General features: G+C 69.9%; 11 protein-coding genes. 3 read left to right on the top strand and 8 right to left on the bottom strand.

Going from position 1 to position 14,785, the window contains the following annotated elements:
* Positions 1 to 117: 117 nt before the first annotated feature.
* The 3 genes from HJG52_RS18975 to HJG52_RS18965 all read left to right on the top strand — a co-directional run bounded on the left by HJG52_RS18975 (position 118) and on the right by HJG52_RS18965 (position 2,554).
* Positions 118 to 771: a helix-turn-helix transcriptional regulator gene (locus HJG52_RS18975; protein ID WP_171245205.1), complete on the top strand. Its 654-nt coding sequence runs from the start codon at positions 118 to 120 to the stop codon at positions 769 to 771.
* Between the two features lie 4 nt (positions 772 to 775).
* Entirely contained in the window at positions 776 to 1,867 is a 1,092-nt protein-coding gene (locus HJG52_RS18970; protein WP_171245204.1) for an inositol-3-phosphate synthase, read from the top strand.
* A 153-nt stretch (positions 1,868 to 2,020) separates the two neighbouring features.
* Positions 2,021 to 2,554 carry a hypothetical protein gene (locus HJG52_RS18965; RefSeq protein WP_171245203.1) on the top strand — a complete coding sequence of 178 codons (534 nt, stop codon included), beginning with the start codon at positions 2,021 to 2,023 and terminating at the stop codon, positions 2,552 to 2,554.
* Between the two features lie 46 nt (positions 2,555 to 2,600).
* On the opposite strand, the gene HJG52_RS18960 is transcribed toward HJG52_RS18965, so the two are convergent.
* From HJG52_RS18960 to HJG52_RS18925, 8 genes are all read right to left on the bottom strand, one after another.
* A complete protein-coding gene (locus HJG52_RS18960; protein ID WP_171245202.1) occupies positions 2,601 to 3,077 on the bottom strand; it encodes a hypothetical protein in 477 nt (158 codons plus the stop codon).
* Positions 3,078 to 3,155: 78 nt separating this feature from the next.
* Positions 3,156 to 4,427, bottom strand: a complete 1,272-nt coding sequence (locus tag HJG52_RS18955) for a WXG100 family type VII secretion target (protein WP_171245201.1) — start codon at positions 4,425 to 4,427, stop codon at positions 3,156 to 3,158.
* A gap of 122 nt (positions 4,428 to 4,549) precedes the next feature.
* Positions 4,550 to 4,852 carry a WXG100 family type VII secretion target gene (locus HJG52_RS18950; protein WP_171245200.1) on the bottom strand — a complete coding sequence of 101 codons (303 nt, stop codon included), beginning with the start codon at positions 4,850 to 4,852 and terminating at the stop codon, positions 4,550 to 4,552.
* A gap of 90 nt (positions 4,853 to 4,942) precedes the next feature.
* Entirely contained in the window at positions 4,943 to 5,212 is a 270-nt protein-coding gene (locus HJG52_RS18945; RefSeq protein WP_171245199.1) for a hypothetical protein, read from the bottom strand.
* 102 nt (positions 5,213 to 5,314) lie between these two features.
* Positions 5,315 to 9,853: an FtsK/SpoIIIE domain-containing protein gene (locus tag HJG52_RS18940; RefSeq protein ID WP_171245198.1), complete on the bottom strand. Its 4,539-nt coding sequence runs from the start codon at positions 9,851 to 9,853 to the stop codon at positions 5,315 to 5,317.
* Positions 9,850 to 12,276 (bottom strand): transglutaminase TgpA family protein, encoded by a 2,427-nt coding sequence (locus HJG52_RS18935; protein ID WP_171245197.1) that lies wholly within the window; start codon positions 12,274 to 12,276, stop codon positions 9,850 to 9,852. Before HJG52_RS18935 ends, HJG52_RS18940 begins: the two co-directional genes overlap by 4 nt.
* Positions 12,273 to 13,742 (bottom strand): DUF58 domain-containing protein, encoded by a 1,470-nt coding sequence (locus HJG52_RS18930; protein ID WP_171245196.1) that lies wholly within the window; start codon positions 13,740 to 13,742, stop codon positions 12,273 to 12,275. Before HJG52_RS18930 ends, HJG52_RS18935 begins: the two co-directional genes overlap by 4 nt.
* A gap of 2 nt (positions 13,743 to 13,744) precedes the next feature.
* On the bottom strand, positions 13,745 to 14,713 hold the full coding sequence (locus tag HJG52_RS18925) for an AAA family ATPase (protein ID WP_171245195.1): 969 nt from the start codon (positions 14,711 to 14,713) through the stop codon (positions 13,745 to 13,747).
* Between the last annotated feature and the right edge of the window lie 72 nt (positions 14,714 to 14,785).

Here is a 14,785-nt window from a genome sequence, read left to right as displayed (position 1 = left end):
CCTGGTCCCAGATATATCGGGCCGATATATCTGGGTGCTAGAGTACGGCTGTCGGTCACCTTCCCGGTGCCTGACGTCCACCACGAGTTCGTATGCCGCGTGCGGAAGGGAGGTGCCGTGAGCCGCCGGTCGGAGCTGTTGGAGTTCGCCGTCCTCGGCCTGCTGCACGAGTCCCCGATGCACGGCTACGAGCTGCGCAAGCGGCTCAACGCCGCGCTCGGTGTGTTCCGTGCCCTGTCCTACGGCACGCTCTACCCCTGCCTGCGGACCCTGCTCGACCGGGGCCTGATCACCGAGAGCCAGGACCCGACGGTCACCGCCATCACGGCCGGGTCCAAGCGCGGCCGGATCGTCTACGAGCTGACCGCCGACGGCAAGGAGCACTTCCAGGACCTCGCCAAGGAGGCCGGGCCGACCGCGTGGGAGGACGACACGTTCGACGTCCACTTCGCGTTCTTCGCCCGCACCGAGGCCGAGGTCCGGTTGCGCATCCTCGAGGGCCGGCGCAGCCGGCTCGAGGAGCGGCTCGACTCGATCCGCGCGACGTCGGCGAAGAACCGCGAGCGCCTCGACGCCTACACCGCTGCGCTCCAGCAGCACGGTGAGGACGCGGCCGAGCGCGAGGTGCGTTGGCTCAACGAGCTGATCACCGCCGAGCGGAACGTTCCCGCGCAGGCAACCCCGCGGCATACCGGCACGACCACGAGCGCCAGCTCGAGCACCACCCCCAGCACCACCCGAACCACCCCCTCCCCCGGAAACAAGGAGTAACACCATGGGATCCGTGCGCGTCGCCATCGTCGGCGTCGGCAACTGCGCGAGCTCGCTCGTGCAGGGCGTCGAGTACTACAAGGACGCTGACCCGGCCGGCACCGTGCCCGGCCTCATGCACGTCCAGTTCGGCGACTACCACGTCAAGGACGTCGAGTTCGTCGCCGCCTTCGACGTGGACGCCAAGAAGGTCGGCTTCGACCTCGCCGAGGCGATCAACAACAGCGAGAACAACACGATCAAGATCGCGGACGTGCCGCCGACCGGTGTCACCGTCCAGCGCGGCCACACCCTCGACGGCATCGGCAAGTACTACGCGATGACCATCGAGGAGTCCGACGCCGAGCCGGTCGACATCGTCCAGACGCTGAAGGACCAGAAGGTCGACGTCCTCGTGTCCTACCTGCCGGTGGGCTCGGAGGAGGCCGACAAGTTCTACGCCCAGTGCGCCATCGACGCGGGTGTGGCCTTCGTCAACGCGCTGCCGGTGTTCATCGCGTCCGACCCCGAGTGGGCCGCGAAGTTCGAGGCGGCCGGTGTGCCGATCGTCGGTGACGACATCAAGTCCCAGGTCGGCGCGACCATCACCCACCGCGTGATGGCCAAGCTGTTCGAGGACCGCGGTGTGACGCTGGACCGCACCTACCAGCTGAACGTCGGCGGCAACATGGACTTCAAGAACATGCTCGAGCGCGAGCGCCTGGAGTCCAAGAAGGTCTCCAAGACCCAGGCCGTCACCTCGAACCTGTCGGGTTCGCTGGCCGGCAAGATCGAGGACAAGAACGTCCACATCGGCCCGTCGGACTACGTCGCCTGGCTCGACGACCGCAAGTGGGCCTACGTGCGCCTCGAGGGTCGCGCGTTCGGTGACGTGCCGCTGAACCTCGAGTACAAGCTCGAGGTCTGGGACTCCCCCAACAGCGCCGGCATCATCATCGACGCCATCCGCGCGGCGAAGATCGCCAAGGACCGCGGCGTCGGCGGTGCGCTGATCAGCGCCTCGTCCTACCTCATGAAGTCGCCGCCGGTGCAGCGTGAGGACACCGAGGGCCGCGCCAAGCTCGAGGCCTTCATCGCCGGCACCGAGGAGCGCTGAGGCGCTCGCTGGCCGCACGGCATACGAGAAGGGCCCCTGACCGAGACGGTCGGGGGCCCTTCCCCGTATGCCGCGTGGTCGCCGCCCGGGTGCGGCGCGCCGGCACGGTACGGTCCTTGCCATGACCGGTTCGTACCGATTCAAGGGGAACGCATGACCACGTCCGCCGAGCTCGTCTCCGCCGTCCGCGCCGCGTCGAAGGACACGCCGTACGTCGTGCGGGAGACGCCCAAGGGGTTCGACCTCACGATCGACGTCGCCGATGCCCGGTGGCTGGCGATCCTCAAGGCGCACGGGCTGAAGAAGGTGTTCACCCACGAGGTCGCACTCGACGAGGCCAAGCAGCAGCTGTCGATCACCGACGTCTCCAACACCCTTTCGTGGGGTTCCGGTGGTGCATCACCGCGGCTCAGCGCCGAGAAGACCTTTGCGCGCGGACGGGTCTACGAGAAGTCCATGCGCAAGGAGTTCGGGGTCGACCTGAGGACGGGCGAGGTGGGGAAGACCGTCGACTACACGTTCGACGCCGGCGAGGGACGGGCGCTGGTGCGCGACGTCGCCCTCGAGCAGGGCTGGACCGAGAAGATGGGTCGCGAGCAGAAGGGCGGGCTGATCGTCGGGATCGCCGCCATCGTGCTCACCATCGTGGTCTTCGCGGCGATCGGGATCTCCGCCCTGCTCAAGTAGGCAGGCGGCATACCGCCTCCTGCTGCGCGCGACGGCGCCCCCGTCGTCAGCGCCGGACGCGGACGGAGGCGATGACGCGCTCGACCACCTCACGGTCGGAGGTGACCCCTGCGCCGCCCACGGACCCGGTGACCTGCACGAAGTCCTGCAGGCCGTCCGAGCGCTGGACCCCGCCGAAGACGTGGATCTGCTCGATCCGCAGCTCGTGCGGGTCGATGAACCCCAGCTCGACCCGGGTCGCCGGCAGGCCGTTGAGGTCGACCTGCTGCGGCTCGCTCATGACCGCACCCGGGCGTCCCTCGATGGTGGCCCGCAGCTCGCCCAGGGCGTCCTGCATCTGGTCCAGTGCGGGCCGCGTCCCCTGGCGGACGATCACGTTGGGTGTGAAGTCGGCGTTCTCCTGCGCCTGCATCGTGGCGACGGCCACGGCCGGGACGGGGAGCGTCTTCCAGTCCTCCGGGATGTCCAGCTCGACCGTGAGGGGTCCGGGGCACTGCTCGCTCGGGTAGGTGACGGTCGTCATCTCACGCCTTTCTGAAGGGGGCGCCCGGGCGGCTGCGTCCGGGCAGGATCTCGGGCTGGGTCTTCGGCTGGGGTTCGGTCAGAACCAGTGTGTCGGGTTGAGGTCGACGTCCGGCGGGTCGAAACCGATGTCGAACTTCACACCGGCGCCGAGTCCAAGCGTGGCACCGATGTCGACTGAGACGCCGACGTGGTCCTTGGTGATCCCGGCGCCGATGTTCGCGTGGGCACCGATGCCGTAGGACACCTCCGCGCCGACACCGAGGTCGACCGGGCCGACCGCCTGGCTGATATTGGCCTCGGCCTTGCCGCCGGCGAAGGCCTCGCCGTGCACCCCGGCGTTGACACCGTCCTTGCCGATGCCGACACCCACGTCGGCGTTGGCTTCCGCCCCGACGTAGGCCTTGCCGCTGGCACTGGTGCCGTAGCTGTTCTTGTACTGGGCGCTCACGCTGGCCGCGATGGCCGCGGCACTGGCCGACGCTCCGGCCTTGACGCCGTCCTCGTTGAAGGTGAGCCCGGCCTGTCCCTGGGCCTCCACCCGGCCCACGTCGTAACCGATGTAGTTGCCGTCGCGGTCACCGAGGGTGCCCTGGGGACCGAAGGTCTTCTCGTACTTGCCCTGGACGAGGTTGACGTTTGCCTCGGCCTTGGGCCCCCCGCTCTTGTCCTCGTCGGGCATGGTGAGGTCGTCGGGTGCGTCGCCCCAGGTCCGCTGGTAGTCACGACCGCGTTCCCAGTCCTCACCATCCTTGTTGCGGTAGGTGCGGTCCCGGTCGTCCCGGTCGTCGCCGCCGCGCCCGTCCCGGCCGTCGGGGTCGCCCCGGTCCGTGTACTCGCGCGTGTCGTCGTTGCCGCCTCGCTCACGCAGCGGCGTCTCGACCTTGCCCTTGTATGCCGGGTCCTCGTCCTTGTCCTTGCTGTCGGGAGTGCCGTCGTTGTCGTCGTCGCCATCCCTGTTGTCGGGAGTGCCGTCGTTGTCGTCGTCCTGGTCGCCCGCGTCGGGTATGCCGTCCCCGTCGCTGTCGCCGGTCCCGTCCCCCGAGCCGTTGCCGCCGCCGTCGCCCCCACCGGAGACGGCCGAGGCCACGTCCTGCTCGCCGATGTCGCGGCGCAGGAGCTTCTCCATGGTGCCGACGCCCTTGGCTGCTTCGTTGACCTTGTCCCTGCGGGCCGGCCACGCGGTGAAGAAGGCCTGGGCGTCCTCGCCCTTCCACGAGCTGCGCAGGTTCGCGACGACGCGGTCCGCCATGGTGGCGGCCTCAGCCAGCTCGCGCTGGGCCTGCGCCAGACGATCGGCGATGTCTGCGACCTTGGCCGTCTCCATGCCCTTCTTGCCGTCCCCAGCCATGGTGCCTCCCTTCCGTTGCGTGGTGAGTGTCCGCTGGACAGTGGCCCCAGCTCAGCCCCGGCGAGCGCCGGGGCTGAGCTGGGACTGGTGCGCGACCGTGGTGGCCGCGACCGTGAGCCGGATCAGGCGGAGCCCGTGTCCTGCTCGGTGATGTCCGCGTCGAGCTGCTTGGTCATCGCGTTGAGGTCGTTGATGCAGGCGTCGATCTTGGCCGACTTCTTGGCCCACTGGTTCTGGAAGCGGTCGGCGTCCGGACCCTTCCAGTTGCTCTGGAGCTTCTTGGCCGCTGCGTCTGCCTCGGTCTTGGCCGCCTGGAGGTTGGTCTTCTCCTTGGTCAGCTGGCTGTTGATGTCCTTGACCTTGGCAGTGTCCATTCCCTTCTTCTCGCCGGTGCTGCTACCGCCGCCATCGGGTGTGGGAAGCATGATGTTCTCCTCTTCTGGTCTGTGTTGCTGTGTCGTTTACGTGGTGTGTCTGTCTGGGTGACCTGCGTCAGGTGAGTCCGCTCAGCGGGCTCAGCTGGAGGTCTTGTCCTGCTGGGTTGCCTCGGTGCGGATGTTCTCCGCGGCCGCGTGCAAGGTCTTCGCCGCGTCCGTGAGGTCGGCCTTGTAGCCACCGGTCCACTTGGACTCGAAGCGCTTCTGGTCGTCACCCCACCAGACGGCCTTGAGCTGGTTGACGAGGCCGTCGATGCTCTTCTCGGCCTTGTCGATCTTCTTCGACGCTGCATCCAGGTCCGTCGCGCTACCGCGGGCGGAACCGGTGTTCATCCACTTCTCAGCCATGGCTGATTCCCCTTTCGATTCAGGACAGGAAGCCCTGCGTTTCCTTGACATGCATGACGTTATGAGGGTTCATGCAGGTGCTCAATGGGGAGCACTCCCCCCTCATCCCGCATCACCCGCGCCGGCGGTTGCCGACGACAGGCGCCCTCCCGATGACGCCTCCTTGCCTCCGTTGGACGACGGAGGTGGCAGCGCCACCTGGACGAGTTCTGGTTGCCCGCGCCGCACGAGGTAGCCCCGGCCCTCGAGGACCTGGTCGCGGCTGACGCCGCGGTAGTCGGCGCCGAAGGCCACGGAGTCATCACCGTTGGACTGCAGCGTGACCCCGGACCGGGAGGTCTTGAAGGCCCCGGCAAGTCCGTAGTTCGAGTTGAAGAAGGTCGTGTCCGCCTCGGCGATGACGGCCTGGTCGCTGTTCACCAGCTCCTTGGCCAGGGCCATGATCTCGTCCTCGGCCTCGGTGCCGTCGAAGTCCTGGGTGCGCTCGACCACCATCAGCATCGTCGCTCCACCGTCGCCGGCCTCGTTGACGGTGGGCAGCAGCCGGGTGGCCAGCTCGCGTGCCGCCTCGGCGCCCACGGCGACCTCCGTCCACAGGTGGGTGGCCCGGGTGAGGGCCGAGGTGCGCGGGCTGAACAGGTACCTGGCCAGCTCCGGTCGCGCCCGCGCGGCCGCAGACACCATGGTGAGCACGGTCGAGGTGCGACCGCTGCCGGAGGGACCCACGACGAGCTGGGATCCGCGCAGGGCGAACCCGATCGGCTCGAGCGTGGTCGAGGCGACCGCGAACGCGGGCAGCCCGTGGGAATCGGAGACCGGCAGGTCGGCGAACTCGATGGTCTCGGGCAGCGACTTGATCGGCGGTGCCGGCGTCACGCCGGCCCTGCGCATGCCGTCGGCGAAGCCGTTGATCGCCCTGGCCTGCACCGTGGCGTCACTGGACCCACCGAGCACCGCCAGCTGCACCTCGAGACCGTGCACGATGGCCCGCCCGGCCGGGGACGACAACGACAACACGTCGGCCGACACCCCCAAGGAGATGTAGTCGTCCACCGTGGCCATCCGCATGACGATGCGGCCCTGGATCGCGGACGACAGGGTGCCCCAGATGCCCGTTCGATGGTCGACCGTGACGACCACGTGGACACCGACGGGTCGGCCGTCGGCAGCGATCGACGTGAGCAGGTCCAGCCACTTCTGGCCCTGGTTGGTGTCGTAGGCGGCCTGGAACGCCGAGAGGTTGTCGACCAGCAGGATGATCCGGGGTTCGTCCGGCGCCTGCGCCAGTCGCCGGTAGTCGGTGATGGTCGCCGCGCTGATCCTGGAGTAGCGCATGGCCCGCTCGTCGATCGTCTCGCGCAGCATGGTCAGCAGCCGCGCGATCCGTTCGTGCTCGCCGCCGTAGACCACGCTGCCGACGTGCGGGAGGGGCTCGATCATGGCCAGGCCACGGTTGCCGTAGTCGATTCCGTAGACGTGGCAGGGCCCGCCGCGCACGGTGTAGCCGGCGGCCACGGCGATGGTGCGCAGGAAGGCGCTCTTGCCCGCGCCCGACGCTCCGTAGACACCGAGGTTTCCCTCGATGTCGGGGCGGAAGCTGATGGGCGGCTGGGCCTGGGCGTCCGGGTCGTCGCTGATGCCGATGACCAGGTCGTCGTCACGTCGCTTGGTGGGCAGGTCGGCCAGCTCGTACACCGTCGACAGCTCGGCCAGCCACGGCTTGCGCGGGTCGGGGATCTGGGCCACCTGCTGGGCCAGGCCGATCTGGGTGACGACGCGTTGGATGTCCGTGGGACCGAGGTCCTCCTGCACGACCTCGTGGGGTTCGTCGACGACGGGCAGCTCCCAGGCCTCGCCACTGCCGAAGCCGAGGGTCTCGACATCGACCTGCGCGGGGGGGACCTCGTTGGTCGTCCAGCCGCCGGCATACCCCGTCTGGAACGGGGTGAGGCGCCCGGGCCCGGACTTGGAGACGGCACGACCCGGCAGGGCCGGATCGAAGTAGGCGGCGACGGGGGTGCCCAGGACGTCGTCGCTGTCGGACTCGTCCGCCATCCGCAGCGCCATGCGCAGGTTGGTGTTGGCGCGCAGGTTGTCCTTGATGACACCCGCGGGCCGCTGGGTGGCCAGGATGAGGTGCAGGCCCAGGGAGCGACCACGCTGGGCGACGTTGACGACGCCGTCGACAAACTCCGGCACCTCGTTGACGAGGGCGGCGAACTCGTCGACCACGATCACCAGGCTCGGGGGTGCCGCCACCTCGCCGCGGCGTTCCAGCTCGGCCAGGTCCTTGGCCTTGTGCTGGGCGAGGATGTGCTCGCGGTACCGCAGCTCGGCCGACAGGGACGCGAGCGCCCGGCGCACCAGGTGGGGTGACAGGTCGGTGACCAGCCCGACGGTGTGGGGCAGGTCGACACAGTCACGGAAGGCCGAACCACCCTTGTAGTCGACGAGCAGGAAGGTGAGCCGTTGCGGTGAGTGCGCGATGGCCATGCCCAGGATCCACGCCTGGAGCAGCTCGGACTTGCCGGCACCGGTGGTGCCACCCACGAGGGCGTGCGGGCCGTCGCTGCGCAGGTCCAGCGAGAACGTCCCCTGCGCCGACTGGCCGATGACGGCGCGCAGGTGTCCCGGCTTGGGTCGCGCGACCGGCCCGGCGGCATACGGCCCGGTGAGGATCGAGCGGCTCTCCCCCCAGCGTTCGACGACCGCACCGGAGGTCTCCGCCACCTCCAGACCCACGAGGGACACGTACGACACGGACCGGGGCAGGTCGCTGTCGTCGTCGACCGGCACACCGGAGTCGACGAGCGGGGCCAGGGCTCGGGCCAGGCGAGCCGTGGCGTCGGCGTCGACGGCGTCGGCCGCCACCGGCACGCGCACCACCGCTTCCCCGACGTACCCGACCAGGGACTGGCCCGGTTCGGGGCCCTCCTCCAGGAAGGTGCGGCAGGCCGCCGGCAGGGTCGCCGTCGACGGGGACAGCCAGGCGACGACGATGCCGTGCGACCAGCCGTTCTCGGCCAGCTGCACGAGCCGGGCCCGGTCGACGGGGGCATCGTTCTCCACCACGAGGAGCACGACGGGCCGGTCGTCGGGCACGGTCGGCGCGTCGAAACCCGCCTGCTTCGGGCCGGTGCCGCCGTCCTGCTTGGGTGGTTCGGTGGTGGACGTGCTCTGCTCGAGGATCTCCTCGAGCTGGGTCACGAGCTGGACGCACGCCGGGCCGGTGCTGGCGAGGTGGCGTCCGTCGATCGGGCTGTGGGACGAGTCGGTGTGCGGCACCCACTTGAGCCAGTCCCAGTCCCGCGCCGTCGCCGGCGACGCCACGACCGCCACGACCAGCTCCGCCGGGGAGTGCAGGGCCACGCCCTGGGCCACCGCACCGCGCATCGCCGCCAACGCGGCCGCGCGGGGACCGGAGAAGCCGAACGCGCCCGTGCGCAACGGCTCGGCGACCACGGGGACCGGCTCGACGACACCCATGCCGTCGACCGCCTCGGACGCCTCGAGCCAGGCCTCCGCCCGGGACCGGCCCAGCTCGGGCACCTTGAGGGTGACCCGGGACGGCAGCGCGCCGAGACCCAGCCGGAACTCGCAGAACCCGGGGTCGCCGGACCGCCGGGTCCACAGCAGGCTCGAAGCCGCCGTCGCGCCCTCGATGCTCTCCGTCGCGGACGGGTGCTCGGCCTGCCGCCCCGCGACCTCCAGCGCCTGCTCCTCCTCGACCTGCTCGACCATGACACCGAGGTCCTCGCGGAACTCGGTCATCGCCTGCTCGAAGTCCTTCTTGGCGTTCCGCTTGGACTCCCAGTAGTGGCCGAACAGCATGGCCGGGGTCAGCAGGATGAAGATGCCGAACAGCGGGTTGCGCGTGATCGCCACGAGGGCGAGGCCGAGCGCCATCGGGACCATCGCCGAGATCCACGGCGGCCGTTCGGGTTTGGGCCGCTCGGGCAGGTTGGGGATCGGGAACTCCCGCCCGACGTAGAGCGGGGCGATCCGCGGAGAACGCGAGAACGGCACCGAGGTGCCCCGACCGGGCGCCAGCCCGGTGCTGCTGCCGCTGAGCCCGACCTCGAGGCGCGTGTCGCCGACCGTGAAGGTGTCGCCCTCACGCAGCACCGCCCGGTCCACGGGTTGCCCCTGGAGCTCGATGCCGTTGGACGATCCGAGGTCGACCACCTCGACCACGTCGGTGACGAGGAGGCGGGCGTGTCGGCGCGACACCTGCGGGTCGCCCAGCTGGATCTCGCAGCCGCGTCCGCGGCCGATGTATGCCGTGCCGGGAGACAGCGGGAACTCCCGCCCCGCGTCGGGCCCGCCCACGACCTTGACGGTCGCCACGGCAGCCCCACGGTCGGCATACCCGCCCGTGCGCCGGGTGACGGCCAGGTGCGCCCCCGACCGCACGCCGCTCTCGGCCAGGGTCGAGCGCGGGTCGACCGCGCGGTAGTCCTCGTCGACGTGCGAGAGCGTGAACTCACCCAGCCCGTCCTGGCCGACCAGGCCGCCCGCCCGGCGCGGGTCCGCCCGGACGAGGAAGTCGGCGAGCTGCCCCACCGTCGTGGTGCCGTCGACCGTGGCCACGAGGTCGGTGTCGGTGTCCCCGTGACCCCGGAGGGTGAACTTCAGCTTCACGAGGCGGTGGCCTTTCTGTTGAGCGACAAAGGAATTCGCAGCCGACGGCTCGGCTCTTCAGTCCTGGGTCCCTTGGCGAAGAGCGGACGCGGGTCGATGTCGGCGCGCAACCGGTGCCAGAAGTCGACGTTGGCGCGCAGGTCGCTGCGGGCGGAGTTGACCTCGGCCCAGTAGTCGGCCGCGTCCTGGTCGGTGGGGGTGCCGGGTCCGAAGACGAGCGCGTTCGCGCGGGCGGCGAGCCCGGTCGCAGCGGGCACCCTCGTGAGGGCAGTCGCCTGCTCGAGCCGGGTGGCGCGCCGCGGCACCTTCTCGCCATAGCTGCGCGAGGTCTGCACCAGGTCGTCCCACGCCCACGCGACCCGGGACGGCGTCGGTCCACGCTGCGCGTGCCGGTTGCGGCGCCACGCCTTGGCGCCGCGCAGGGCCCAGTAGAGGGCGACGAGCACGAGGATCGGGAGCAGCACGTAGAAGATGAGGAACCGCAGCCAGGTCGGCCACGACGCCGGGTCGAAGAGCTTCTTCGGCGGCTTCTTGAGGTTGATGGCGTTCTGGGCCTGGTCGGGTCCCTGGAGCACGCTGGGCGGGTTGACGCCGGCCGGGGGCGGCACCTGTGCGCCGACCTTCTGCTGCTCCGTCTTCGACTGGAGCTGGTTCGGCTTCTGGTTGCGGTTCGGCAGGAAGGTGTTGGACAGCAACGGAACCCACGCGCCGTTGTTGTCCTGCACCTCGACCCATGCGTGGACGTCCCTGCCCCGCACCACACCGTCCTCGGGGAGCTCGGCGCCCATGACGACTCGGGTCGGGATCGAGAGCCGGTTGGCTGCCAGCGCCAGGGTCGCGGCGTACTGCTCGTCGTTGCCGGCGAGCTGCGCGACCCCGACGAACCGGGAGAGCCGGCCGTAGGAGTGCCCGGCGAGGTAGTAGCTCTCCACCGAGTTCTTGGTGCCGCCGTCGGTGTAGGCGCCGTCGTCCTTCATGGCCGAGGCGATGGCCCGGAACTGGGCCCAGGCGCCGTCGGCGTTGCTGGTCCAGCTCTCGAGCTTGGCGTCGAGGAAGCCCAGCTCCTGGTCCTCGACCAGGTTGCCCGTGGAGGGAGTGAACGACTCGGGCAGGTCGCCGTTGACGACCCGTTCGGGCAGGAGCACGTTCATCGTGTAGCGGTCGCCCGCCTTGAGGCGGTCGGGCACGATCGCGGTGCTGGTGTCGATGTTCAGCCACAACCGGGAGGCGAGCAGGTCCTGCCGGGTGCCACCGAACCGCACCCCGGTCACCTGGCCGATCGTGGGCAGCCAGACGTCGCCGTAGCCGTCCTCGGGCACCGTCACCTGCACCGTCGCCGGCTTGCCCTCGCCGCGTGGGGCGACGCGCTCGCCGACCTGCTGGAACGCCGCTCCCGGCTCGGCCGAGTCCTCGGCGGCCCGCTGGCCGGCACCCCAGACGGTGCCGTCATAGGTGTCGAGGGTCGCGAACCGCAATGGGGTGCCGGCCGGTGCGCCCTTGACGGTCAGCAGCGGCTTGTCCCAGAGCTTGGCCTCGTTCGGCTCGGTGTACTTGCGGAACCCGGCCAACGGGCTGGGGAACTGGGCGATGTCGAACGGCGGCACGATCTCGGTGCGGGCGACCTTGCGCAGGTCGGGGTTGGTGCCGGGCGCCATCGGGCCGACCACCAGCCCCGCCACCCCGGCGAGCAGCAACAGCCCGGTGCCGATGCCGAGGCGGGCACCGCGCCCGGCGCCGTTCTGCAGCGGCGCCCGCGTGCGGGCGGACCGGACGACGAGCCACCCGATGAGGGCGACGGCGAACACGGCCCCCTGGGCGAGCAACGAGGCCGGCTGGAGCACACCCAGCACGATGACCAGGGCGAGCACGGCCAGCGGCGGCAACGCCACGGCATACACCGCCCTCGCACTGCGGGCGAGGCCATAGGTGAGGGCCGTCCCGACCAGCGCCACGATCAACGGGATCGCGAGCAGCTCGACCGTCGCGTCCACCGGCGGCAGCAGGGTGAGCAGGCGCTTCCACCCGTTCACGGCCGTGCTGGCGAGGTCACCAAGGGTGCGACCCGTCGGGAAGATGCCGAGGGCGAGGTCCTTGCGGACGGCGAGCGGGCCGCCGAAGACGAAGTAGACGACGACCAGTCCGAGGAGGGTGACGAGCGCAGGCAGCTTGTATGCCGTGACGAGGTGGGTCACGAGCAGCGCCAGGACGATCCCGCCCACCGCGGCGACGATCCACTCCCAGCCGAAGAACACGGTGCGGAACCCGAACAGGGCCAGGCCCATGAGCAGCGCGGTGAAGCCAGCGTCGACGAGGTCATCGCGAGTGGGCAGCAGCTTGGCGCGCCGCTGCGCGACCCGCTCGGCGCGACTGCGCTCCTGGGGCAGCTGCTGGGCCCGGGGTGCGGGCAGCGGGTTGGCGCTCATGCCGCCATCACTCCTGCCAGGACCGCGCGGAGGTCGGTGAGCCCGTGGATGTTCATGAGGGTGAGGCCTCCGAGGTTCTTGACGCCGACCTGTTGGCGTGAGTCCACCGTGAGCGCGACCTTGAGGACCTCGGTCTCGAACCGGCCGAGGGCGCGCTGCACCTGGATGAAGGGGGTTTCGGTGCCGGTGATGAGGATGGCCATCGAGGTGTCCGGCGCGAGGGCCAGGCCCTCACCGGCCTGGGCGTAGAGGTCGCTGGGGCCGAGCTCGACCCGGGCCAGCTCGTCGAGGGCGAGCGGTGCGCTCGTGCGCGATGCGCTGGCGTCCCGGCACAGGACGGTGAAGTCCTGCTCGTCCATGTGCGACCGGATGGCCAGCGAGCCCGCCACCGAGATCGCCGTCTCCGCGTCGTCCTCGCCCTGGTGGTACTTCGTGGGGTCGGCGTCCACGATCATCGTGAGGTGGGAGCGGCGGGTGTCGAGGAACTGGCGCACCAGCAGCCGGCCGGCCTTGGCCGACGAGCGCCAGTGGATGTAGCGGCGGTCGTCACCGGGCTGGTACTCACGCAGGGCGTGGAAGGCGAGGTCCGACATCGACATCTCCTGCGTCGTCTCACCCTCGAGGTCACGCAGCAGACCTGAGCCGAGGCTCTCCAGCGAGATGGTGCGTGGGTGCACGTACAGCTCGGTGATGTCGGTCCACCGCTCGGTGCGCCGGACGAGCCCGAGCGGGTCGCCCTGGACGGTCGTGGCAGGCCCGACGGGGATGACGCCGCGGCGCTCGGTCGGGACGACGAACAGCTCCTCGTGGACCTTGCCTGCACCCAGTGGTGGCAGCGTGAACCGTGCCGCGCTGACCCCGACGGGCAGCTCGACGAGCAGCGGCAGCATGCCGCGGCGGGACTCGTTGGTCACGAGGATCCGCCCGGTGGAGGGCTCGCCGACGCTGACCCGCAGCGGCTCCACCTCGGTGTCGATGCGCACCCGGGTGCGACCCATGGCGAGCAAGAGGCAGCACAGCACGAGGGCGATGGCGGCGATGCCGATCATCGCCCACTCCTGCCAGTCGGTGTACGTGGCGACGAGCCAGCACAGGACTCCGAGCGCCAGGATGCACCAGCCCAGCGGCGAGACCCACCGCAGGAAGTCGCGCACCGGAGCCCACACCGGCCGGGTGGCCTCGCGCAGCGGCCCGGTGCGTTCGGCGAGCACACCACCGACCCGCTCGCCGGTCTGGGTGATGAACGTCGGCAGCTTGGGTCGCGTGACGGTGATGCTGGGCAGGCTCGGGAGCCGGCGCGGCCGGGTCGCGCTGCTACCGCCCGTGCCCGGCGGTGCGAACTGGGGCGCGGGAAGCGGCGACGACTCCGAGGCCCGACCGCGTCCCTGGCGGCGACCCTTCTTCAGGTCCGCCCGCCTGGTCGTGTGTTCGGCTTCCCCGTGGTCTGGGGCGTCGTGCTGGCTCATGGTCAGGCGACTCGCTCTGCGGGAGGTGCGACCTCGGACAGGATCTGGGTGATGACCTGGTCGACGGTGATGTTCGCGAACTGCGCCTCAGCCGTCAGCAACAACCGGTGGTTCAACACCGGACCAGCCAGCAGCTTGATGTCATCAGGAACCACATGCGTCCGACCCTGGCTCGCAGCCCACGTCTTCGCACACCGCACGAACGCCAAACACCCACGCACCGACAACCCCAGCTTCACCGACACATGCCGACGCGACTCCTCCGCGATCCGCGACACATACGCCAAGATCGCCGGATCCACATGCACCTCATCAGCCAGCTTGGCCATCTCGACCACCACGTTCGAGGTCACCACCGGCTCCAACACGCTGGTGCGGTCACGGGTCTTGGCATCGGCCAACACCGCCACCGTCGCCTCATGATCCGGATAACCCAGCGACGTCTTCATCAAGAACCGGTCCAGCTGCGCCTCCGGCAACCGGTACGTCCCAGCCTGCTCGATCGGGTTCTGCGTCGCGATCACCATGAACGGCTCCCCCACCGAGTGCCGCACCCCGTCGACGGTGACCCGGCCCTCCTCCATCACCTCCAACAACGCCGACTGCGTCTTCGGCGAGGCGCGGTTGATCTCGTCGGCCAACACGATGTTGGCGAAGATCGGGCCCGGGTGGAAGTCGAAGGTCTGCTTGCTCGGGTCGAAGATCGTCACGCCCGTGACGTCACTGGGCAGCAGGTCGGGCGTGAACTGGATCCGGCTGTTCGTGCCCTGCACCGTCCCCGCCATCGCCCGCGCCAACTGCGTCTTACCCGTCCCCGGGAAGTCCTCCAACAACAAATGCCCCTCGGACAACATGCACGTCAACGCCAACCGGATCACATGCTGCTTACCCAGCACCGCCCGGTCACAGTTGTCCACCATCTGCGTGAACGCCTGCGCAAACCACTGAGCCTGCTCATCCGTGACGGTCATGAGTGTCGTTTTCCGTTCTCTGCGTTGGGGATACGTGCGTGGTGGGTATGCCGAGCGGCCGGCTTGTCCTGA

This window comes from Knoellia koreensis, from assembly GCF_013041615.1.
Taxonomy (GTDB): domain Bacteria; phylum Actinomycetota; class Actinomycetes; order Actinomycetales; family Dermatophilaceae; genus Pedococcus; species Pedococcus koreensis.
Note: the sequence above shows the minus strand (reverse complement) of the source record. Positions and strands in the feature narration are given on the sequence as shown.